Genomic DNA, 21884 nt, shown 5'->3' with positions numbered 1-21884 from the left:
GAAAAACTGCCGAGGTTTATCGGCAGTTTGGTTAGTCTTTGATTAATTTTCTCTCGAGCAGTTCTACTAGTTGATACATGATTGTGGCAAATACGGCAATGATCATTAAGGAAAGCATTACGAGGGTGAAGTTGAAGACTTGAAAGCCATAAATGATTAGGTAGCCGAGTCCTTTGGCTGAAACAAGGAATTCCCCTACGATGACGCCGACCCAGGAGAGGCCGACATTCACTTTCAATGTTGAGATGATCGTTGGGAAGGAGGCGGGTAATATGGCTTCCCGAAAAGCTTGTGTTCTTGTGGCGCCAAAAGTTTGGAGCACCTTCAGGTAGTTCGGGTCCACTTCGCGAAATGCGGTGTAGACGACGATGGTGGTGATGATGATGGAGATGATTGCCCCCATCGAGATGATGGATGGAAAGCCAGGGCCGAATGCTACGATGATGATGGGGCCGAGTGCCACTTTCGGCATGGCATTTAAAATGACGAGATAGGGGTCAAGAGTTTTGGATAATCTTGGCGACCACCATAGCAGGGATGCCAGGATCGTTCCAAGCAGTGTCCCTATGATAAAGCCGAGAACTGTCTCGAATAGGGTCACTCCGGAATGGGATAGAAGTGTTCCATCACCCAATTTCTGTATGAAAAGATGCCACACTTTAGTTGGGGAGCTGAAGATTAGCGGGTCGATCACTTCCATTCTGGATAAAAGTTCCCAACTGCTGAAAAAAACGATGAAAATCAGGGTCTGATAAAAGCGAATGAGCCTGTTTTCTTTTTTTAATGAGGTTTTATATTGGTTATGAAGCTGTTCAATATTCAAGGCTCTCAAGCTCCTTCCAGATCGTTTGGAATAGCGTCGGATACTGTGGATGGTTGCGTGCATTGAAAGGTGAGAGTTCCCGCAGTTCATCGGGCACCTTGAAGGTTTTGTGCACGCTTCCCGGGTTCGCAGAAAACAGATAGATGCGGTCACTCATTGCTATGGCTTCACCGATATCATGGGTGACGAGCACAGCTGTCTTTCCGAAGGATTTAAGAGTTTCAAAAACAAGGTCTTCCAGCTTCAACTTCGTTTGGTAATCAAGAGCCGAAAACGGTTCATCAAGCAAAAGGATTTTTGGGTCGACCGCCAGTGTCCGTGCCAGTGCAGCCCTTTGCCTCATTCCTCCAGAGAGTTCGCGCGGATATAATTTTCCGGTGCCTCCCAATCCAACGTCACTTAAAAGTTTCAGCGTTTTTATTCTCTCAATGCCTTCATCCTTTTTAATCAGTTTCAATCCTAATAATATATTTTCTTCAATTGTCTTCCATGGAAAGAGATAATCCTGCTGCAGCATATAGCCGATTGAAAGGTCACTGTTGGCTTTCAGCGGTTTGTTTTCGAGCAGGATCTTTCCTGCAGTGGGCGGAAATAGCCCGGCGATGATGGAAAGCAGGGTGGTTTTTCCGCAGCCGCTCGGACCTAGAAAAGAGACGAATTCACCTTTTTCAATGTCGAGGGAAATGTCCGCTAGTGCGGTCGCTGCCGTCTGATTTGAAAAATAAGTATGGTGAATGTCTTGGATTTTTAAAAAGCTCATCTGACATCCTCCTTACCTTTAGCTATGCTATTTTGTAACTTCTTCAGCAAAATCTGTATTGACCAGCTCTTCATGGCTTATGCGTGAAGGCAGCTCGCCTGCTTCATCCATGATGTTTTGCAGATTGTTCCATTCTTCTTCATCAAGAATGGGGTCGGTGGCAAAGGATCCTTGTTCTTTGTAGCGGTTGATAACTGTTTCCATCGTCTCGATATTGGTATCTTCAAAATACGGCTGAATGACATCGGCAATTTCGGCAGCATCATTTTCCTGAACCCAATCCTGTGCTTTCTTCAATGCCCTCGTGAATTTTTCGACAGTCTCTTTGTCTTCTTTCAAATAGCTTTCCTTAGCCATATAAACTGTATAGGGAAGATGACCGGACTCTGTGCCGAAAGACGCGACGATATAGCCTTTTCCTTCTTTTTCAAAAACACTGGCCGTTGGTTCGAACAGTTGAACAAAATCGCCGGTTCCTGAAGCGAAGGCAGTTGCGACGTTCGCAAAATCAATGTTCTGGATGAGGTTCAAATCTTTTTTCGGGTCTATGTTATGTTTTTTCAATACGAACTCGCCGGCCATTTGCGGCATCCCGCCTTTTCGCTGGCCTAGGAATGTAGAGTTTTTCAGCATATCCCAATTGAAGTTGTCAATTTTTTCACGTGAAACAAGAAACGTTCCATCCGTCTGTGTTAATTGAGCGAAATTGATGACGGGGTCGTTCGAACCTTGTGCCTGAACGTAAATCGATGTTTCAGAGCCAACGAGAGCAATATCCGCCCCATCGGACAGAAGCGTGGTCATCGTCTTGTCGCCGCCTGCCGTCGTTTTCAAATCAATGCTGAGACCCTCATCTTTAAAAAATCCTTTTTCAATCGCTACATATTGAGGTGTATAGAAAAGGGAGCGGGTTACTTCGGCAACCCTGACCTTCGTTGTTTCCTGTTCCTTGTTGCCGCATGCTCCAAGCGGGACCACCAGCATGCACAGAAGTAAAAATACGACACCAGCTTTACACCATTTTTTCAAAATTCCTTCCTCCTTGATATATAGGTATTTTGCCTACATTATCGTATGAACTGAAGAAAAAAATGTGAATGCCTCGCAGGGGATAAAAACAAGCGGATGTTTTACAATAAGATTAATGAGAAAGGAGAGTGGAAATTGGAGAACGGAACAATTATTTCAAAACGGCGGTTTCCATCACCGCATCCACGAATCCATCTTTATTCAGTTACGTACATATCACAAGGCCTGAAGGTAAAGGGGTTGCTGGCTGAACCTGTTGATGGCGAAATACATGATGCCTTCTTATATTTACGCGGCGGTATTAAAAATGTCGGCAAGGTGAGGCCCGCTAGGATCGTGCAGTATGCCGTAGAAGGTTTCATCGTTTTTGCCCCTTTTTACCGTGGGAATCAAGGCGGAGAGGGAGATGAGGATTTTGGAGGCGAAGATCGATTCGATGCGATATCAGGATTCAATCTTCTTGAACAGCATCCCCGAGTGAATAAGGATCACATTCATATCCTTGGATTTTCCCGTGGGGGCATCATGGCGCTTTGGACGGGGATATACTGTAGGAATGCAGCGTCGATCGTCACATGGGGTGGAGTGTCGGATATGTTTTTAACATATGTCGAACGTGTCGATATGCGTCGGATGATGAAGCGGGTCATCGGCGGTACACCTAAAAAATGCCCCGATCAATATGAATACCGTACGCCATTGTTTGTGATTGAAGATTTGAATGTACCCGTACTGATCATTCATGGTGAAAAAGATGACAATGTCGCCATAGAACACGCGTACCGGTTGGAAAAAAGATTGAAAATGCATGACAAAGAGGTCGAAAGCTGGTATTTCCCTCAATTCACACATTACTTCCCACCGGCCGTGAACAGAAAAGTAGTCGAAGATTTAACATCTTGGATGAAAAGTAAAACCGAATAATGATAGAATGAAGTATATACTAAGTATATTGGCAAGGAGGAGATACACATGGGCATGCCTATGGAGCTAAATACAATGATTGTGACAAAAGGGAACGAAACCCGTGAAGAAGAAAACATTTTTCGGCTGTCGAAAGCTGGATACAGGTTATACCCTATCGATATTCCAATCGATGTCCGTAAAACCATTCAATCCGACTCAAGCGGAACAGCCGTTATCCAAAAAATTGAATGGACCAGTGAAAAGACCATCATTACGTACCAACTACTATCACTGAACTCAACTAACTAAATAGACAAGCGCTTGCCGGGAATCGTCTTCGCTGCAAGCGCTTTTTTTGATTGTGTGGCAGAATTCGACCAGATGTGCGAAAAATTCAGGCTGCACACCAACAATTCGACCATACACGCACAAAATTCCATTCACGCACCAACAATTCAACCGTAACCGCCCATAAATCGACCCACGCACCAACAATTCAACCGTAACCGCATATAAATCGACCCACGCACCAATAAAATCGACCGTAAACGCTTATAAATCGACCCACGCACCAATAGATTCGACCGTAACCGCATATAAATCGACCCACGCACCAATAGATTCGACCGTAACCGCAAATAAATCGACCCACGCACCAATAGATTCGACCGTAACCGCATATAATTCGACCCACACACCAATAGATTCGACCGTATACACTCATAAATCGACCCACGCACCAACAATTCGCCCGTGCACGCCCATAAATCGACCCACGCACCAATAGATTCGACCGTAACCGCATATAAATCGACCCACGCACCAATAGATTCGACCGTAACCGCATATAAATCGACCCACGCACCAATAGATTCGACCGTACACACTCATAAATCGACCCACGCACCAACAAAATCGACCGTAACCGCATATAAATCGACCCACGCACCAATAGATTCGACCGTAACCGCTCATAATTCGACCTCTGCACCAATAATCCAACCTACGTGGTAAAATGGTGGAAAGCGCATGAGGTGGGGTGATTTGATGATATTGGTGAGTGCTTGTTTGGCGGGGCATGAGGTAAGATACAATGGTACACATAGCCTGGATGATGGAATTATGGAATTAATGATGGAGAAAAAGGCTATAGCGGTTTGTCCTGAGTTGCTTGGCGGTTTTTCGACACCGAGGGAGCCTGCTGAGATAGTCGGCGGTGAAGGTGGCGATGTCCTTGATGGAAAAGCGAAGATCATCGAAAAGTCGGGCCGGGATGTAACGGAATTGTACATAAAGGGAGCGAATCTTACGTTATTGAAAGCCCAGGAGGTAGGGGCAACGTTAGTCGTTTTAAAAGAAAATAGTCCATCCTGTGGGAGTGCCACGATTTATAATGGGGAATTCAAGGGGGAGAAGAAGGTCGGGAATGGAGTGACCGCGGCTTTGCTTAGGCGGCATGGATTCACTGTCATTTCAGAGGAAGGGTTAAATGAAAAAGAGTAATGGCATTTTAGATAGTGCTTTTTGAAAGAAGGGGAATACATGGAGGATATCAATCTCTATACTTTGTTATTTTTAGTACTTGCGGGTTTTATTGCCGCATTCATCGATTCCGTCGTGGGCGGGGGCGGTTTAATTTCCATTCCGGCTTTATTGTTCACAGGGATTTCGCCTTCAGCGGCACTTGCCACTAACAAGCTGGCGGGTACCATGGGATCTTTAACGAGTACGATTTCATTCATTCGGGCTGGAAAAGTGGATTTCAAATTCGTTATCAAGCTGTTTCCGATTACTGTGATTGGAGCGGCGTTAGGAGCATACGTTGTACATTTCGTTTCCGCAGAGATACTGAAGCCCCTCATTTTGATTTTATTGATCGTTGTTGCGATTTATACGTTAGTAAAAAAGGATTGGGGTAAAGATGCAAAGTATAAAGGGCTGACAAGGAAGAAAATGATTCTTTTAATAGTCATAATATTTGCGATTGGTTTTTATGATGGTTTTCTAGGACCAGGCACAGGTTCCTTTTTATTATTTTCACTTTTGATCATTGGGTTTGATTTTGTCCAGGCTGCCGGGAATGCAAGAATATTGAATTTTGGAAGCAATATTGCCGCACTTATCATTTTCTTATCTATGGGGACCGTTAATTTTGCCTATGGAATTCCGATGGGTCTTGCAATGGTCGCAGGAGCACTGGTAGGAACGAACTTCGCAATTAAAAAAGGTGCTTCCTATGTACGTATATTATTTATTTGCGTCACGATTTTATTGATTGGAAAAAATGTCCTTAATTATTTTCATGTGTTTTGATGCATCGTTTCCGTGAATGATTCTATTAAAAATGGCCGGGGATACAAATCGTATTTTCGGCCATTTTTACATTCATTTTGTGAAATTCAAGTCCCAGTGAATGCCGAATTTATCCTTGACCTTACCATACTTAGCTCCCCAAAAGGTATCTTGCAGTTCCATTAAGGATAATCCTTGTTCACACATAACCTCATATAAATGCTGGATTTCCGAGTCGCTTTCACATTAGAGGACCAATGCTACATTATTCCCGGCATCAAAGGGATTGCCTGGAAAAGTATCGGATACCATGATCAACATATCGCCTTTTTTGATTTTTGCATGCAGAACAAGTTCATTCGCTTCTTCAGGTGTTGGGAAATCAGCTTCACCGTAGGTTTGCATATCGGTAATCTCTGCTTGAAATACTTCTGCATAAAAGGCTAATGCGTCTTTTGCTTGTCCATTGAAGATTAAATAGGGGGTAACTTAATTTTTCATACTAATCCTCCTGTTTCATGTCATGACTATCAATTCGACAGGGAGATCTTATCCTCCTTTATATTCAAGGGGGCTTAGCTGCATTTTCGATTGTGAGTCATGTTCATTTCCCCACCTTAATCTGGAGCGAATCCACCTTGTAATGAAAAAATCCTGCCGCTTACGTGACAGGATTTTTTCATTACTATATTTTTCTTTCATAATGGAAGGGGGGACTTCATTCCGCAATGTTTCAATAGGATTTCAACTATGCGTTGTGAAGCGAATCCATCTCCATATGGGTTGGAGGCTGTCGCCATTTTTTTATAGGTTTCTTCATTTGTAAGTAAGTTTGTGGCTAATTCATAAATTCGTTCTTCCTCAATTCCAGCCAATAAAAGGGTACCAGCATCGATTCCTTCCGGACGTTCTGTTGTATCGCGTAACACAAGGACAGGAACACCAAGTGAGGGAGCTTCTTCTTGCACACCTCCGGAATCTGTCAATATTAGATGGGCATGCGCCGCAAAATTATGAAAATCAAGCACCTCAAGCGGCTCTATTAAGTGAAGTCTTTGTGTTTCACCAAAAATCCGGTAAGCAATTTCACGGACTACTGGGTTTTTATGAAGCGGGAAAACAACTTGGATATCCTTGTGATCTTCAAGCAGCCGTTTGACGGAACGGAATATTTCTTCCATTGGTTTTCCGATATTTTCTCGTCTGTGCGCTGTCATCAATAACATGCGATCCCCATTCAAACCTGATAGAATCGGATGTTCATAATCTTTCCGTACTGTTGTTTTCAACGCATCGATTGCCGTATTTCCAGTAATATGAATACAATCACTCTTTTTATTTTCCAAAATTAGATTCTCTGCCGCCTGATTTGTTGGCGCAAAGTGCAAATCAGCTAGGACACCTGTCAGCTGCCTATTCATTTCTTCAGGATATGGAGAATACTTATTACCAGTCCGGAGACCAGCTTCAACGTGACCAATTTGTATCTTATTATAGAAAGCGGCCAAGCTTGCGATGAAAGTTGTTGTTGTATCGCCGTGTACGAGGACGATATCCGGTTTTATATCTTTCATGAGAGAACTTAATTTTTCAAGCCCTCGAGTTGTAATCTCTTCTAATGTTTGTCTATCCTTCATCATATCCAAATCGTGATCTGGCTTTATTTTAAAACATTGCAAGACTTGGTCGAGCATTTCCCTATGCTGGGCGGTGACCACCACGATGGTTTCTATTTCTTCTGGATGCTTTTTCAGTTCCAAAACGACTGGTGCCATTTTGATAGCCTCTGGTCTTGTACCAAATACGGTCATGACCTTAATACGTTGTTTAGGCATGCTCATTTCCTCCCCTTCTGAATGTCTCCCCCATTATAACGGGAAGTTCATGGGAAATATAAAAATGAAACAATAATTAACAGAATTTTTACAATATTAATAGGGACTTTATATTTCTTTAACCTCCAGTTAATATCTGGCATTTACAATATAAAGCAGGAAGTAAGCAAAGCAGAATAGAGGTGATAGGCGAATATGAAAAGTGTCCTGATGATCGTGCAAAACTTTTATCCGGAAATCGGAAGTGCGGGAAATAGAATGAAAAATATATATCTCCATTTGAAAAGAAACGGATTTGAGGTAACGGTCATCACATTGAAGCCGAGTTATCCTAATCAAAGTTTATATCAAGATACAAAGTTTTGGGATGAAGAAAGCATTGAAGAAGATGTCATCAGGATTAAACCGGACAAAGTGAAGAGGTATACAAGCAATATGGGGAAGCGGTTGCTTCATTATCTTGAAGCGATGTGGCTTTTCATTTATACAATCATCCGTCTCGAAAAAAAATATGATTACGTGTTTGCCACGACTCCGCCAATCTTCCCGACACTGGCGGCGTTGATCGCCAAGAAAAAGATGAAGGCGAAACTCATTACCGATGTCAGGGATTTATGGCCGGAATCGTTGATAGGAGTGGGAGTATTTAATAATAAGTGGGTTTTGAAAATCGCTTTCTTCCTGGAAAGGAAGCTATATCGGCTTTCAGATTTCATTATCATCAATAGTCCTGGTTTCAGGGATTATATCGTTGCAAAGGGAGTCAAGGAAGAGGCCATCCAATACATCCCCAATTCGCTTACTGCGGATGAGCTGACGTTAAAGAACTTGCTTACACCTGTATCGGAAAAGGTAATCAAGGTCGTTTATGCGGGGAATATCGGACTGGCCCAGGACTTGAAAAAGCTGATAGCCGTAGCTGAAAAGCTAAGGGAACATAAACAAATCGAGTTCTCGATGATTGGATATGGATATCGGATATCCGAAGTGGAGAAGGAGATAAGCTCTAGAGGGCTGACAAATATTAAGATGATTAATGCGATGAATCGAAGAGTGACTCTTCATGAAGTTTCAACGTCCCATATTGCCTATGTGAGCTTGGTTGAAAAAGAAGTCTTCAATAAGGTGCTGCCTGGTAAAATCATCGATTATATGTGTGTCGGAATACCCATTGTCGGTGATGTGGACGGCAGAGCCAAGAAGATGCTATCAGAGGCGAAATGCGGGTTGGTGGCAGAGAGCAGAAATGTTGATGAAATCTGTCAGCATATCTTGACCATGGCCTCAGATCCAGCCCTTCGTGAAGAACTGGGGGAAAACGGTCATCGGTATGCTAAACAACATTTTCAATGGTCTAAAAATATTAAAGGTCTCATCAATGTGATGGAAGCGTCAGGCTGAAAAATTCGGAAGTGGAGGACAACATGGCGAAGAATGTATGTATGTTCGTGTGGAATCACTTTACAAACGATGCGAGGGTTCTAAGAGAATGCACAGCACTTACTGAAGCGGGTTATGAAGTCGATTTAATTGCCATTCATAACTGGAAAATCGAGGGTTTGCCCAAAAAGGAGAAACACGAAAATGGTTTCACTGTCACTAGGGTGAATAATCGCTGGGATGCGCTTCATAGGATTCTCAGGATCGTAGGCAAATTGAAGAAAAAGAAGTTTGAAATCGTTCTATTGGCCTTATTGGTCTGGAATACGTTGTGGAACTTGAACTTGATCAACGGCTGGTTGGGATCGGCAATACTGTTCGGCTCATTTGCACTCCTTGCGATGGGCACCCTGATGATCACTAAAACGAAGCTGCCGACACTATTAACGAGGAGCTACATTTTTGGTCAAATGATCTATCATGGCCGGAAAAGGAAATATGATTTTTATCATTCAAATGACTTGAATACGCTCATGCAGGGAGCGATCAGCAGTAAATGGTTGAGAAGGAAAAAGCTGATTTATGACTCGCATGAAGTACAAACGAGCAGAACGGGATATAATAGCCGAATTTACGGGATGATGGAGAAATTCCTATTAATGTTCGTGGATGAAATGATTGCCGAAAACCATACGAGAGCTAAGTATAACGAAGACTTATATGGTCTGTATCCCAAGGTGGTCCATAACTACCCGATTCCAACCAATCCGGAGGAAAGTACGGCCGTGAATTTGCATGAGCTGCTCGATTTGCCAGAGAATGAACCGATTTTGCTATACCAAGGCGGCGTTCAAATGGGAAGAGGGTTAGAGCAATTGGTTGATGCTGTACCGATGATTGATGGCGGTACGGTAGTTTTTATCGGAGATGGAAGAATCAAGGATGATTTAGTGAAAAAAGTAAGCGACATGAATCTGGAGCATCGTGTGAAGTTCTTACCGAAGGTTCCGGTCGACGAGCTGCTCCATTATACAAAAAATGCGTATTTAGGTTTTCAGATATTAAATAATGTCTGCTTTAATCACTACTCCGCTTCTTCAAATAAATTGTTTGAATACATGATGAGCGGTGTGCCTGTGGTTGCCTGCAGCTTTCCTGAAATACAAAAGGTTGTCGATACGGAAAAAATCGGTGTATGTGTCGATTCACATGATCCAAAATCAATTGCCGAAGGCGTCAATTACTTATTGAAACATCCTGAAAAAAGGGCGGAAATGAGCAATAACTGCCTGAAGGCGCGGCAGAAATACAATTGGAAACAAGAGAAGGAAATCTTTATCGAAATCTATCAAACAGCCTAACAAATTTGAGTGTAGCAGAAAAATAGATAGGAGTGGTTTATATGAAACTTTGTACAATAGGACTTGGTTATATAGGACTTCCGACTTCTTTAATGTTTGCGAAACACGGTGTCGATGTTGTCGGCGTGGATATCCATCCTGAGATTATTTCCAATTTGAATAGCGGCAGGCTTCATATCGAAGAACCTGGATTGGAGGAGGTATTGCAAGAAGTGCTTAATTCCAATAAGTTCCGAGCTGCGTTAAGCCCGGAACAAGCGGATGTTTTCATTATCGCAGTTCCTACTCCAAATAAAAAGGACATGCATCAATCATGTGATTTAACTCATGTCATGGATGCAACCTCAAACATTCTTCCTTTTATCAAAAAAGGGAATGTCATCATTATTGAATCGACGATTGCGCCAAGAAGCATGGATGATCATATTAGACCGATGATCGAGAGGTCGGGCCTTACAATCGGAAAAGACATTTTCCTAGTTCATTGTCCGGAGCGTGTTTTACCTGGAAGGATTCTTGAAGAGTTGGTTCATAATAACCGTATCGTCGGGGGCATCACGGAAACATGCTCATATAAAGGAAGTCTTGTTTATAAAACCTTCGTTCAAGGAGAAATCATTCAGACGGATGCGAAAACGGCTGAAATGTCCAAACTAATGGAAAACACCTTCAGGGATGTCAATATCGCCCTTGCGAATGAGCTGACGAAAATCTGTTTCGAGCTGGATATCAATGTTTTGGATGTCATATCGATGGCAAACAAACACCCTCGTGTAAATATTCACCAACCAGGACCAGGAGTTGGCGGCCATTGTTTAGCGGTCGATCCGTATTTCGTCGTTGCAAAGGCACCAGAGCAAGCGAGAATCATTAAATTGGCCCGCGATACCAACGTATCGATGCCTTATTATATCGTTAATTCCGTAAGGATGATGCTAGAGGGGATCCGGAAGCCAAAAGTAGCTGTTTTCGGTCTTGCATACAAAGGAAATGTAGATGATATTCGTGAAAGTCCCGCCATTGATGTCGTCAATATCTTGATGGGGATGGAAAACATGGATGTATCCTTGCATGACCCTCATGTCCAATCTGGAAAGATGCCAGTCGTATCAGTGGAAGACGCTGTAAACGATGCCGACTTGATACTTGTCCTGACCGACCATGATGAATTTAAACAAATGGATTATGATAATTTATCAAATCTCATGAGAAATAAATTGATTTTGGATACACGCAATTGCATTGATGCAACTAAAACAGATGTCCCGGTGGCCAATCTGGGCAATATATATCAATACAAAACGATGTCCATGAAAAAAGCCAGGAATAAAGCGATCATCTAAAAACTTGGACAAATATCGATATTGTAATAAGGATTAAGGGGCGCTGACTATGACAGTGCCCTTTTTGAATAGCATCATCTGGCAGGAAGAACGGAGGACAAAAAATCAATGAAGAAAAGGACCAAGCGAGAGCTTGGTCCTTTCAGAAACTGTGGAAACGTTTCAGTTTAAATCCGCTCCCTTTCCGCCAAGCCCCCGCCAAACAATCTGGAGGGGGCTTGGCTAGCCATATATTAGGCCGTTGCCGCCATTATTCGGCCTAAACCGTACTTATTGGCCTATGACGCCGTTATTGGACGTACAGGGCACTATATTCGACAGTTCATCGCAGAAAATCGACCTACAGGGCACTAAATTCGACCGTTGTCGCAGTAAATCGACCTACAGGGCACATTATTCGACAGTTCACCGCAGAAAATCGACCTACACGGCACTAAATTCGACCGTTGTCGCAGAAAATCGACCTACACGGCACATTATTCGACCGTTGTCGCAGAAAATCGACCTACACGGCATTGTATTCGACCGTTGTCGCAGAAAATCGACCTACAGTGCACATTATTCGACCGTTGTCGCAGAAAATCGACCTACACGGCACATTATTCGACCGTTCACCGCAAAAAATCGACCTACAGTGCACATTATTCGACCGTTGTCGCAGAAAATCGACCTACAGGGCACATTATTCGACCGTTGTCGCAGAAAATCGACCTACACGGCACTAAATTTGACCGTTACGCAGAAAATCGACCTACAGTGCACATTATTCGACCGTTGTCGCAGAAAATCGGCCTACACGGCACTAAATTCGACCGTTGTCGCAGAAAATCGACCTACAGGGTACTATATTCGACCGTTGTCGCAGAAAATCGACCTACAGGGCACTAAAATCGACCGTTCATCGCAGAAAATCGACCTACAGGGCACTAAAATCGACCGTCCACGAATTTATTCGATCTACACCTAACTATTCGGACTCCGAAGCATTTATTTTTTTAGGTCCACGAATTATATCCGCTTCATTTCCGCCGACTGTCTGCCAAGACTCCTCGCTGATGTATCTAGCGGGGTTTTGGAGAGCGAGTGGCAGGAGTGTAGCAAATTTCTGAGGATTCCATTCAAAAAGTAAACAATGAATGAAGGATAGCGAAGAAATGTTTTGAAATCATGGTTCGGGATGAGACATTTCTTGTCGACAAACTGAAAGGACCAAGCAAGAGCTTGGTCCTTTTGTGTACAATTTATTAAGCTGTCGGTCCGCCAAGTTCTTCGATTTCACTTGGAACGCTGCCGAATTTCTTGAAGTTAGCACGGAATTGTGCGGCAAGGTCCGTTGCTGCTTCTTTATAAGCGGCAGGATCTGCCCAAGTCTTGATTGGCTGAAGCACTTCATCAGGAACACCAGGAACATGAAGCGGGATATCCAAGCCGAAGATATCATCTTTGATCGTTTCGATGTTCGCTAATTCACCTTCAAGTGCCGCTTGTACCATTGCACGAGTGTAAGCAAGTTTCATACGGCTTCCAGTTCCGTATGCTCCGCCAGTCCATCCAGTGTTGACAAGGTATACCTTTGCATTGTGCTCGTCAATTTTATCACCAAGCATTTCAGCATAGCGTTGAGCTGGAAGAGGTAAGAATGGAGATCCGAAGCAAGTGGAGAATGTAGCTTCCGGTGAAGTTACGCCTCTTTCAGTACCAGCCAATTTACTAGTGTATCCGCTTAGGAAGTGGAACATTGCCTGTTCTTTGGAAAGCTTGCTGATTGGAGGCAGAACGCCTGAAGCATCAGCTGTTAAGAAAATGATTGTATTTGGATGTCCTGCAATACTTGGATTCACGATGTTATCGATCGCTTGCATTTGGTAAGCAGCACGAGTGTTTTCAGTCAATGAACTGTCATCATAGTTCGCTTCACGTGTATCCGGATCAACAACAACATTTTCCAATACGGCACCGAAACGGATTGCATCGAAAATTTGTGGTTCTTTTTCACGTGAAAGATTGATCGTTTTCGCATAGCAGCCGCCTTCGATGTTGAATACGCCATTAGAAGACCAGCCGTGCTCGTCATCGCCAATCAGTTTACGGCTAGTGTCTGCTGATAAAGTTGTTTTGCCTGTACCGGACAGACCGAAGAATAAAGCGACGTCCCCTTCACGTCCTACGTTAGCAGAGCAATGCATTGGAAGGATTCCAGCCTCTGGAAGTAAGTAGTTCATGATCGAGAAGATCGATTTTTTCATTTCTCCTGCATATTCCGTTCCGCCGATCAGGATGGTACGGCGTTCAAATGAAACGATGATGAAAGTTTCGGAAGTGGTTCCGTCCACTTCTGGGTCTGCTTTGAAGTTAGGTGCAGAAAGGATTGTGAATTCAGCTTCGTGACCTCTTAGTTCCTCTTCATTTGGACGGATGAACAAAGTATGGGCGAAAAGGTTATGCCAAGCATATTCATTAACAACACGGATTGGGAGACGAGATGATTCGTCTGCACCAGCGAAACCTTTAAAAACAAAAATCTCTTCTTTTGCTTTTAGGTAGTCAACTACTTTATTATATAGTTTATTGAACACATCTTCGGAAATTGGCTGGTTCACTGAACCCCAATCGATTTTATCTTTAACAGATGCTTCTTCCACGATAAATTTATCTTTAGGTGAACGACCAGTATATTTGCCAGTTTCAGCTTTTACTGCGCCGGTTGATGTTAAAACGCCTTCATTTCTGCTTAATACTTTTTCGACCAATTGAGGAACTGAAAGTTGAGTTTGCACATTGTTTCCTGTTAATAACTGGTGTAACTCATTAGAAACATCTACAGAATTCATATATGAGGTACCTTCCTTTGTTTAAGTTTTTAGATTACAATTAGTATAACACATTCATTTAAATAGTCTATACTATTTCTTCTAATTTGTGATTATTTTCAGCTGGCCGCGTTAATCATTTTATTCCGGCAGGAACCGAGTCAGGATTATCACATATACTTTAATGAAGTCAATTTTATTTTAATAGGAAGTAAGTAAGCAATATATTTCCAATGGTGAAGTGGTTTTTCGTATGCTTAATACTTATTATTAATGGCAATTTCCAACATTTCTATTCGTATTTTGCATTGTAAACCCTTCTAAGACGCTGTATCAACACTTTTTTCAAAAGAAAGCCATACTGGGCGGAAATGTTCTTTTTAGAAAAGCATTGACAAATTCCAACCATATACGATAATATCTTAAATTGTACGGATTCTCTTATCCCGAGTTGGTGGAGGGACAGGCCCTTTGAAACCCAGCAACCTGCCATATTGAACTTGACTCCAAGATCGATCGCCGAAAATAAAGCGAAGATCTTCAAGGAATAGTGGTGATGGTGCTAACCTGAGCAAGGTAAAAACCCTTGAACGATAAGAGTGAAAGGATAGAAGACAGAATTTTAAACCTTTCCTCATTTGCCAGGGAAGGTTTTTGTGTTTTTCATAAGTAATTCTGTGTCTATAGTTGAAACTAATGAGGGAAACGAGTTCCGTAAAAATCAGGCTTATGCCTACAACATACTAACTTCCAAGGAGGAAATATGATGTCAAAGAAACGTCTATTTACTTCTGAATCTGTTACAGAGGGCCATCCGGACAAAATTTGTGATCAGATTTCAGATTCCATTTTAGATGCTATCCTAGCTAAGGATGCAAATGCACGTGTTGCGTGTGAAACTAGTGTAACAACAGGTCTTGTACTTGTTGCTGGTGAAATTACAACGTCCGCTTACGTGGATATTCCGCGTATCGTTCGTGATACGATTAAAGGAATTGGCTACACACGTGCGAAATACGGTTTCGATGCTGAAACTTGTGCAGTGTTGAGTTCCATTGATGAGCAGTCTGCCGATATCGCAGCTGGAGTCGATAAAGCATTGGAAGCTCGTGAAGGAAACATGTCAGAGGAAGAAATCGATGCAATCGGTGCAGGGGACCAAGGTCTTATGTTCGGATTTGCTTGTAATGAAACAGAAGAGCTTATGCCGCTTCCGATTTCATTGGCGCATAAACTTTCATTCCGCCTGGCTCAAGTTCGTAAAGATGAAACTCTTGCTTACTTACGCCCTGATGGTAAAACACAGGTAACTGTGGAATATGATGAGAATAACCGTCCTGTACGTGTAGATACGATCGTTATCTCTACACAGCATGATGCTGAAATTACGCTTGAACAAATTCAAGCCGATCTAAAAGAACATGTGATCAAAGCGGTCGTTCCAGCTGAATTGATCGATGCTCAAACTAAATACTTCATCAACCCGACTGGCCGTTTCGTAATTGGCGGACCTCAAGGGGATGCTGGTCTTACTGGACGTAAAATCATCGTTGATACTTACGGCGGATACGCTCGTCACGGCGGCGGTGCATTCTCTGGTAAGGATGCTACTAAAGTTGACCGTTCTGCTGCATACGCTGCTCGTTATGTTGCGAAAAACATCGTGGCAGCCGGCCTTGCCGACAAAGCGGAAGTTCAATTGGCATACGCAATCGGTGTGGCAGAGCCTGTATCGATTTCAATTGATACGTTCGGAACTGGTACAGTTAGCGAAGAAGTCCTTGTTGACCTAGTTCGTGCTAACTTCGACCTTCGTCCAGCTGGCATCATCAAAATGCTTGACCTTCGTCGCCCGATCTACAAACAAACAGCTGCTTACGGACACTTTGGCCGTACAGATGTCGATCTTCCATGGGAACGCACGGACAAAGCAGAAACATTAAAAGCACAAGCGTAAATCATATAAAAAAGGTGTCCCGCAATTTGCGGGACACCTTTTTTTTGTGGATTAATTTTGCCGTCAGCGGGAATAATTCAAGAAATCCCAAAGAAATATAAAATACGTGCAAAACTCGTGAGTTAAAGTCGTTTACAAGTTTGTTTGGGTCATCAAATCGTGAGGTTGAAGCGTTACTCTAGAGTTTGTAGCAAGTACTCGAGAGTTTAGAGCGTATACTCGAGAGTTTAGAGCGTATACTCGAGAGTTTAGAGCGTATACTCGAGAGTTTAGAGCGTATACTCGAGAGTTTAGAGCATATACTCGAGAGTTTAGAGCGTATACTCGAGAGTTTAGAGCGTATACTCGTGAGTTTAAAGCATATACTCGTGAGTTTGGAGCAAATACTCGTGAGTTTGGAGTAAATACTCGTGAGTTTGGAGTAAATACTCGTGAGTTTGGAGTAAATACTCGTGAATTTGTAGCAAATACTCGTGAGTTTGAGTACAATACTCGTAACTTTCAGTCAATTCACTTTATGCGTTCCGCGGTTTTATAGTATTGTCCTTTTTCGGCATATTCGCGAACGATGCGTTCCATATCCTGGCGATCTTCTTCGTTGATTTCGCGAATGACTTTAGCTGGGCGTCCGAATGCCAGCATGTTCGGTGGAATGACTTTACCTTGTGGAACGAGGCTACCGGCACCGATGAAGGCTCCTTCGCCGATTTCAGCTTCATCAAGTACAATCGATCCCATGCCGATCAGAGCTCCTTTACGGATTTTACAGCTATGTAAAATGACCTGATGGCCAATGGTTACTTCATCCTCGATGATCAATGGATTATTTGGGCTTTGGTGCAGGACGCTGTTATCCTGTATACTGACTTTTTTCCCGATGATGGTTGGGGATACATCACCGCGAATGACGGAATTGAACCAAATTGATGTTTCGTCGCCAATTTTGACATCACCTGTCACGACAGCATTCTCGGCAATATAAGCGCTTTCGGCGATTTCAGGTTCTTTGCCTTTATACGGATAAATAATCATTTTCAATCATTTCCTTTCCGAAGTGAATGTTTTTATGTATTATTTTAATATACCGTATGCAAATACACTTGGCTATTTATAATAGCAATGTACAACTTGTTAGATTTCTTTTTTGTCGAAAATCACGAATATGGTTATAATTTATATATATTATTTTAACTATCATGGATCGTACACAACAAGTTAAAAGTGAAAGGGGGATTTCGAATGTGGAAATGGGAGACAGAAGGAGACGCAAAGGGCGTCATTGTCATCATTCATGGGGCAATGGAACATCACGGACGTTATAAGTGGGTAACACAAATGTGGCTTTCGGCTGGATACCATGTCGTCATGGGCGACCTTCCTGGGCAGGGTATGACAACTCGCGCCTACCGGGGACATATCGATTCCTTTGATGAGTATTTGGACGAAGTGAAAAGCTGGATAGAAGAGGCTTACGAATATTCGTTGCCGGTCTTTTTACTTGGACACAGCATGGGCGGTTTGATTTCGATACGCCTTCTTCAGGAAGAGGAATGGGACATTGCAGGGGTGATTCTTTCTTCTCCATGCTTGGGCCTCGTGACGAAGCCGCCGAAGTTCCTGACAACCATCTCGCATGGTTTGAATATCGTGATGCCTAAGTTCAGGGTTGAATCTGGATTGACACCTGAAATGGCGACGAGAAGTGCGGAAATCCGTGAATCCGATAGAAACGATACATTATATATCACAAAGGTTTCGGTTCGCTGGTATCGCGAGCTTGCACAGGCTATGAAGGATGCTTTTGAAGAAATTCCTGATTTCCAGGATGTGCCGCTTTTGGTCATGCAGGGCGGAGATGACCGAGTCGTGAACAAGAAGGCGGTTCGTGAGTGGTTTAATTATAACTTGGCCAGTGAAAAGCAATATAAGGAATGGCCTAAGCTATATCATGAAATCTTCAATGAACCAGAACGTGATGATGTATTTCAATATGCGCTGAGTTTTGTTGAGAACCGTTTAAAAATATTAGGGTATGTCGTTTGATCAGTACATACTTCAGGATAAATAAAAAACTGCCGAGGTTAGACCTTTGGCAGTTTTTTTTATTTGAATCAGCCTGCGTTTTTAAGCAATTCGTTTGACTTGATCACCGGGGCCCAGTAAGTAACCGGGTACATAAATTGGTTCAAGTGTGTAAGTTCTTTTTTATTCGATAATGCGGTGGATAGAAGAAAGATGGATTTGAAGGTTAAGTCATTGGCGAATAGGTCCAAAAGCGTCGCTTTCATATTCATGATCGCTTCATGGTTTTGAGTGGAAATCATTAAATCGAGTTGTGGCAGGAACCTATCAAAATGGTGATCGAATTGTTTGAGGTCCTCCATGGTTTTTTGGTTTTCTGTCAACGAGTTAAGCGAGCTGACAAACTCCCCGTATTGTTCACTTGAATCCCTTTTGATTTTTTCAGTTAATATATCCGTCAGTAATGAAGTAGGCAAATGTTCCATTTTCTGCACCCTCTTATCTATTTTCTATCATTATAATCATTATAGACGCAAAATTCAAAATGTTGTGATTGGTAATTCTGCTTCTGCGAGTTGGGATTGAAAAAACACCGTTCGTTCGAACGGTGTCAAAAGCCATCATCTTTTTTCAATCGCGACAATGAATGGCGGATTGTTTGATTGGTTGATGAACCCGTATTTCAGGATATGGGCTTTCTGTTGAGGGAAGTTCTGTACATAATCCATCAATGCATCCCGTTCTGCCGATCCCCCTGGATGACCATGGTAAATGACGAGGATGATGATGCCTTCAGGTGCCAGCAATTCAAATAGCTGTTCAATGGCTGATATCGTCGTATCGGCTTGGGTGATGATTGATTTGTCACCGCCAGGAAGGTAACCCAGGTTGAATATGGCACCCGTGACCTTTCCGGAATGCTCTTTCCTGATGTATTTGCTCAAATGTTGATGCCCATCGTGAATGAGGGTGCAGCACTCTTGTAAATTCTCGGCCATTAGTTTCGCCGCTGTGGTTTGAATTGCTTCTTTTTGAATATCAAAACTATAGACATGCCCGTTTTCACCTGTAAGTCCTGCAAGAAAGACCGTATCAAAACCGTTGCCCATCGTGCAATCAATGGTTATATCCCCGGGATGGACCGCTTTTTCCAGCAGAATCCTGGCGAATGGCAAAATTCGGTCAAGCTTCATGATTGTACCTCCGTATGATTATTTTTTCCCTGCCAGCTGTTACGGCGTTTCAATTCGGCATCAATGGCATTCAAGACATCCCATTTATTGACGCTCCACATTGGACCGATCATCAAATCGATCGGACCGTCACCCGTAATGCGGTGAACGATCATTTCTGGAGGGATTATTTCCAGCTGGTCGCATACCAGGTTGACATAATCGTCACGGTCAAGAAACTCGAGCATGCCTTTTTCGTATTGTTTGACCATCGGTGTCCCTTTTAATAAATGAAGTAAATGGATCTTTATCCCCTGCACATCGAGTTTGGCAACTTCCCGGGCTGTTTCCAGCATCATGCCGTAATCTTCCTGAGGAAGGCCATTGATGATATGGGAGCATATGCGGATGCCGTGTTTCCGCAGTTTATCGACGCCTTCTTTGTAGCAATCGAAATCATGGGCACGGTTGATCATCGTCGCGGTCTTTTCATGGACCGTCTGGAGACCCAACTCCACCCAAAGGTAGGTCCGTTCGTTCAATTCGGCTAAATACTCGACTACATCATCTGGAAGGCAATCCGGACGTGTCGCAATGGAGAGCCCGACGACACCCTCCTGGGTCAATACACTTTCATATTTATCGCGAAGTTCTTCCACTGGGGCATGCGTATTCGTGAACGCTTGGAAATAGGCCATATATTTTCCATCTTTCCATTTATGATGCATCCGTTCGCTGATCTTCTGAAACTGAACGTCGAGGGGTTCAACCCTGCTGCCCGCAAAGTCACCAGAGCCAGAGGCACTGCAGAAGGTACAGCCACCATGCGCGACGGTGCCATCACGGTTCGGGCAGTCAAAACCGCCATCCAGGGCAACTTTAAAAACCTTATGTCCAAAATGTTCCCTCAGGTGGTAATTCCATGTATGATATCGTTTGTTATCCGTTGCATATATAAACGGGTTTGCCTGATTCAAATCAGCAACCTCCTAAATAAATTAAATCGCAACATATATTATACAACATTCTCGCAGCTAGGTCTTTTTTTGAAAAATAAGCGTATACTGTATACTTGAGGGCTAAACATTTTGCTGCTATTTCGAGTATATCTTTGAATGACTATATCCAATCGGGAGCTGATGGACATGACCGGTCAAGTTGAAGAAGCGATTAATCAAATGAAAAAGAAATTAGCCGAAAATAATCAGGTGATCGAAGTAAATGAAGATGGATTCATATACAAAGCCACTTGCACCTTCAATTCACCTGCTTCGGATGAACAAATTCATTCCTTTGAAAAGAAAACCGGACTGCTTCTGCCCGAGGATTATAAGGAGTTTTTAAAAATAACCAATGGATGCCGTCTGTTCGATAATGTGGAATCGGGCGGGGAAAATGATTTATACAGCCTGGATGATATTATTAATTACACATATGAAAATTCCTATGAGGGATGCTATAAAGTGGCCTGCATTTATCAAGATAATATCGTCATTGATGGGGAAGCCGTCGCTAAAGGCGATAAGGATTATTTAATGGTAAAAGGCCATATCGATGATTTTGAAGAAGGCGAGAAACTCCACATGGGTTTTGCCGAATGGATCGAGCAATTCATTTCCCATCAAGGTGAGAAGTTTTGGGATAAAGGTTGATTGCTCAAAAAAAATGATAATCCACCCGTTATTTGCTCAAACTAGACAAGATGATTCCGAATCATCCAAATGAGACGCGAAGGAGAGGGTTTGAAATGGCAACCAGACAATCCGTCGATCATTTTTTAGAGCAATGTGAAGGTGCTCTCCATTTTGCAGAGTTTGAATTTAACGAGGCTTCACGGCAGGAGCATTACGATGATGAACAATTTCAAAATTCGCAAAGGTATATCGAAGAGGCTTTGACGGACATGGAACGATTGTATGCCAGTTCGAATGACCAGCAACGAGAAATGCTTTCGCGGATGAAGCAGCAGTTGAATCAATTGAGGAATGAAATGACTTTACTGCGACATTAAATGGAAGCAAGGGAGCTATGAATGAATAGCTCCCTTTTTTGCACGAATTTTCCTGAATTCGCATATATAATGAAAAACCTGTCGATAATGTTTATGTACGGCTATTGCAATTATCGGTGAAATTGACTAGAATGAAATAAAATCAATATTCTCATAAAGACTATGATGAGGAATAGTAGCGGT

The 21884-nt window shown here is 42.8% G+C and carries 22 protein-coding genes, 1 pseudogene, 1 riboswitch and 1 other annotated feature (1 of these 25 only partly in view); of the genes and pseudogenes, 11 read left to right on the top strand and 12 right to left on the bottom strand.

What is annotated here, in order from left to right; all coding sequences use genetic code 11:
- Window positions 1-31: 31 nt before the first annotated feature.
- The 3 genes from ACIROD_RS24045 to ACIROD_RS24035 are packed head-to-tail and all read right to left on the bottom strand — an operon-like array spanning window position 32 to window position 2567.
- Window positions 32-823: an ABC transporter permease gene (locus ACIROD_RS24045; protein WP_402945056.1), complete on the bottom strand. Its 792-nt coding sequence runs from the start codon at window positions 821-823 to the stop codon at window positions 32-34.
- Window positions 813-1583 (bottom strand): ABC transporter ATP-binding protein, encoded by a 771-nt coding sequence (locus ACIROD_RS24040; RefSeq protein WP_402945053.1) that lies wholly within the window; start codon window positions 1581-1583, stop codon window positions 813-815. The genes ACIROD_RS24045 and ACIROD_RS24040 overlap by 11 nt, the downstream gene beginning before the upstream one ends.
- Window positions 1584-1610: 27 nt before the next feature.
- Complete coding sequence (locus ACIROD_RS24035) at window positions 1611-2567, bottom strand: ABC transporter substrate-binding protein (RefSeq protein ID WP_101225594.1); 957 nt, start codon at window positions 2565-2567, stop codon at window positions 1611-1613.
- Window positions 2568-2747: 180 nt separating this feature from the next.
- Between ACIROD_RS24035 and ACIROD_RS24030 the strand changes: the two genes are divergently transcribed.
- Together ACIROD_RS24030 and ACIROD_RS24025 are read left to right on the top strand one after the other, a co-directional pair.
- Complete coding sequence (locus ACIROD_RS24030) at window positions 2748-3536, top strand: alpha/beta hydrolase family protein (protein WP_230178498.1); 789 nt, start codon at window positions 2748-2750, stop codon at window positions 3534-3536.
- Window positions 3537-3584: 48 nt separating this feature from the next.
- Window positions 3585-3827 (top strand): DUF2584 domain-containing protein, encoded by a 243-nt coding sequence (locus ACIROD_RS24025; RefSeq protein ID WP_101225571.1) that lies wholly within the window; start codon window positions 3585-3587, stop codon window positions 3825-3827.
- A gap of 243 nt (window positions 3828-4070) precedes the next feature.
- On the opposite strand, the gene ACIROD_RS24020 is transcribed toward ACIROD_RS24025, so the two are convergent.
- Window positions 4071-4238 (bottom strand): hypothetical protein, encoded by a 168-nt coding sequence (locus ACIROD_RS24020; RefSeq protein ID WP_402945048.1) that lies wholly within the window; start codon window positions 4236-4238, stop codon window positions 4071-4073.
- Window positions 4239-4565: 327 nt separating this feature from the next.
- On the opposite strand from ACIROD_RS24020, the gene ACIROD_RS24015 reads away from it, so the two are divergent.
- Both ACIROD_RS24015 and ACIROD_RS24010 read left to right on the top strand, forming a co-directional pair.
- Window positions 4566-5021, top strand: a complete 456-nt coding sequence (locus tag ACIROD_RS24015; protein WP_402945101.1) for a 2-thiouracil desulfurase family protein — start codon at window positions 4566-4568, stop codon at window positions 5019-5021.
- A gap of 39 nt (window positions 5022-5060) precedes the next feature.
- Window positions 5061-5831, top strand: coding sequence for a sulfite exporter TauE/SafE family protein (locus tag ACIROD_RS24010; RefSeq protein ID WP_260359142.1), 771 nt, complete (start codon window positions 5061-5063; stop codon window positions 5829-5831).
- Between the two features lie 72 nt (window positions 5832-5903).
- On the opposite strand, the gene ACIROD_RS24005 is transcribed toward ACIROD_RS24010, so the two are convergent.
- The 3 genes and pseudogenes from ACIROD_RS24005 to wecB all read right to left on the bottom strand — a co-directional run bounded on the left by ACIROD_RS24005 (window position 5904) and on the right by wecB (window position 7645).
- Entirely contained in the window at window positions 5904-5993 is a 90-nt protein-coding gene (locus ACIROD_RS24005) for a VOC family protein (RefSeq protein ID WP_402945045.1), read from the bottom strand.
- Window positions 5994-6056: 63 nt separating this feature from the next.
- Window positions 6057-6287, bottom strand: a pseudogene (locus ACIROD_RS24000) (VOC family protein); the annotation flags it as partial.
- Window positions 6288-6508: 221 nt separating this feature from the next.
- A complete protein-coding gene (wecB, locus tag ACIROD_RS23995; RefSeq protein WP_232783029.1) occupies window positions 6509-7645 on the bottom strand; it encodes a non-hydrolyzing UDP-N-acetylglucosamine 2-epimerase in 1137 nt (378 codons plus the stop codon).
- A gap of 195 nt (window positions 7646-7840) precedes the next feature.
- Between wecB and ACIROD_RS23990 the strand changes: the two genes are divergently transcribed.
- Genes ACIROD_RS23990 through ACIROD_RS23980 form a run of 3 tightly spaced genes read left to right on the top strand, consistent with a single transcriptional unit; the run spans window position 7841 to window position 11729 of the window.
- Window positions 7841-9046 carry a glycosyltransferase family 4 protein gene (locus tag ACIROD_RS23990; protein WP_363320614.1) on the top strand — a complete coding sequence of 402 codons (1206 nt, stop codon included), beginning with the start codon at window positions 7841-7843 and terminating at the stop codon, window positions 9044-9046.
- Between the two features lie 23 nt (window positions 9047-9069).
- Complete coding sequence (locus ACIROD_RS23985) at window positions 9070-10386, top strand: glycosyltransferase (protein WP_402945040.1); 1317 nt, start codon at window positions 9070-9072, stop codon at window positions 10384-10386.
- Between the two features lie 41 nt (window positions 10387-10427).
- A complete protein-coding gene (locus tag ACIROD_RS23980; protein ID WP_101225564.1) occupies window positions 10428-11729 on the top strand; it encodes a nucleotide sugar dehydrogenase in 1302 nt (433 codons plus the stop codon).
- A 1244-nt stretch (window positions 11730-12973) separates the two neighbouring features.
- Here ACIROD_RS23980 and pckA read toward each other — a convergent pair.
- Window positions 12974-14560, bottom strand: a complete 1587-nt coding sequence (pckA, locus tag ACIROD_RS23975; protein WP_101225563.1) for a phosphoenolpyruvate carboxykinase (ATP) — start codon at window positions 14558-14560, stop codon at window positions 12974-12976.
- Window positions 14561-14977: 417 nt separating this feature from the next.
- Window positions 14978-15139, top strand: a riboswitch (SAM riboswitch).
- A 163-nt stretch (window positions 15140-15302) separates the two neighbouring features.
- On the opposite strand from pckA, the gene metK reads away from it, so the two are divergent.
- Entirely contained in the window at window positions 15303-16496 is a 1194-nt protein-coding gene (gene metK / locus ACIROD_RS23970; RefSeq protein ID WP_241594195.1) for a methionine adenosyltransferase, read from the top strand.
- A 510-nt stretch (window positions 16497-17006) separates the two neighbouring features.
- Here the strand turns inward: metK and ACIROD_RS23965 are convergent.
- Window positions 17007-17525 (bottom strand): gamma carbonic anhydrase, encoded by a 519-nt coding sequence (locus tag ACIROD_RS23965; RefSeq protein ID WP_063234974.1) that lies wholly within the window; start codon window positions 17523-17525, stop codon window positions 17007-17009.
- Between the two features lie 210 nt (window positions 17526-17735).
- Between ACIROD_RS23965 and ACIROD_RS23960 the strand changes: the two genes are divergently transcribed.
- Window positions 17736-18539: an alpha/beta hydrolase gene (locus ACIROD_RS23960; RefSeq protein WP_101225561.1), complete on the top strand. Its 804-nt coding sequence runs from the start codon at window positions 17736-17738 to the stop codon at window positions 18537-18539.
- A gap of 68 nt (window positions 18540-18607) precedes the next feature.
- On the opposite strand, the gene ACIROD_RS23955 is transcribed toward ACIROD_RS23960, so the two are convergent.
- The 3 genes from ACIROD_RS23955 to mnmL form a co-directional block, all read right to left on the bottom strand.
- Window positions 18608-19003: a hypothetical protein gene (locus tag ACIROD_RS23955; RefSeq protein WP_101225560.1), complete on the bottom strand. Its 396-nt coding sequence runs from the start codon at window positions 19001-19003 to the stop codon at window positions 18608-18610.
- Window positions 19004-19138: 135 nt separating this feature from the next.
- Window positions 19139-19711: a tRNA 5-(aminomethyl)-2-thiouridylate-methyltransferase MnmM gene (gene mnmM, locus ACIROD_RS23950; RefSeq protein ID WP_402945034.1), complete on the bottom strand. Its 573-nt coding sequence runs from the start codon at window positions 19709-19711 to the stop codon at window positions 19139-19141.
- A complete protein-coding gene (mnmL, locus tag ACIROD_RS23945) occupies window positions 19708-20667 on the bottom strand; it encodes a tRNA modification radical SAM protein MnmL/YtqA (RefSeq protein ID WP_402945031.1) in 960 nt (319 codons plus the stop codon). The genes mnmM and mnmL overlap by 4 nt, the downstream gene beginning before the upstream one ends.
- A 168-nt stretch (window positions 20668-20835) precedes the next feature.
- Here mnmL and ACIROD_RS23940 point away from each other — a divergent pair, with 168 nt between their 5' ends.
- Both ACIROD_RS23940 and ACIROD_RS23935 read left to right on the top strand, forming a co-directional pair.
- Window positions 20836-21342, top strand: coding sequence for an SMI1/KNR4 family protein (locus ACIROD_RS23940; protein ID WP_170971542.1), 507 nt, complete (start codon window positions 20836-20838; stop codon window positions 21340-21342).
- Window positions 21343-21437: 95 nt separating this feature from the next.
- On the top strand, window positions 21438-21701 hold the full coding sequence (locus ACIROD_RS23935) for a DUF2524 family protein (RefSeq protein WP_101225556.1): 264 nt from the start codon (window positions 21438-21440) through the stop codon (window positions 21699-21701).
- A gap of 153 nt (window positions 21702-21854) precedes the next feature.
- Window positions 21855-21884: a binding site (T-box leader), on the top strand (it continues 201 nt past the right edge of the window).

It is taken from the genome of Peribacillus sp. NPDC101481 (assembly GCF_044767165.1).
Classification (GTDB): Bacteria; Bacillota; Bacilli; order Bacillales; family DSM-1321; genus Peribacillus.
The sequence above is the reverse complement of the archived record's forward strand: the minus strand, read 5'-3'. Positions and strand labels throughout refer to the sequence as shown.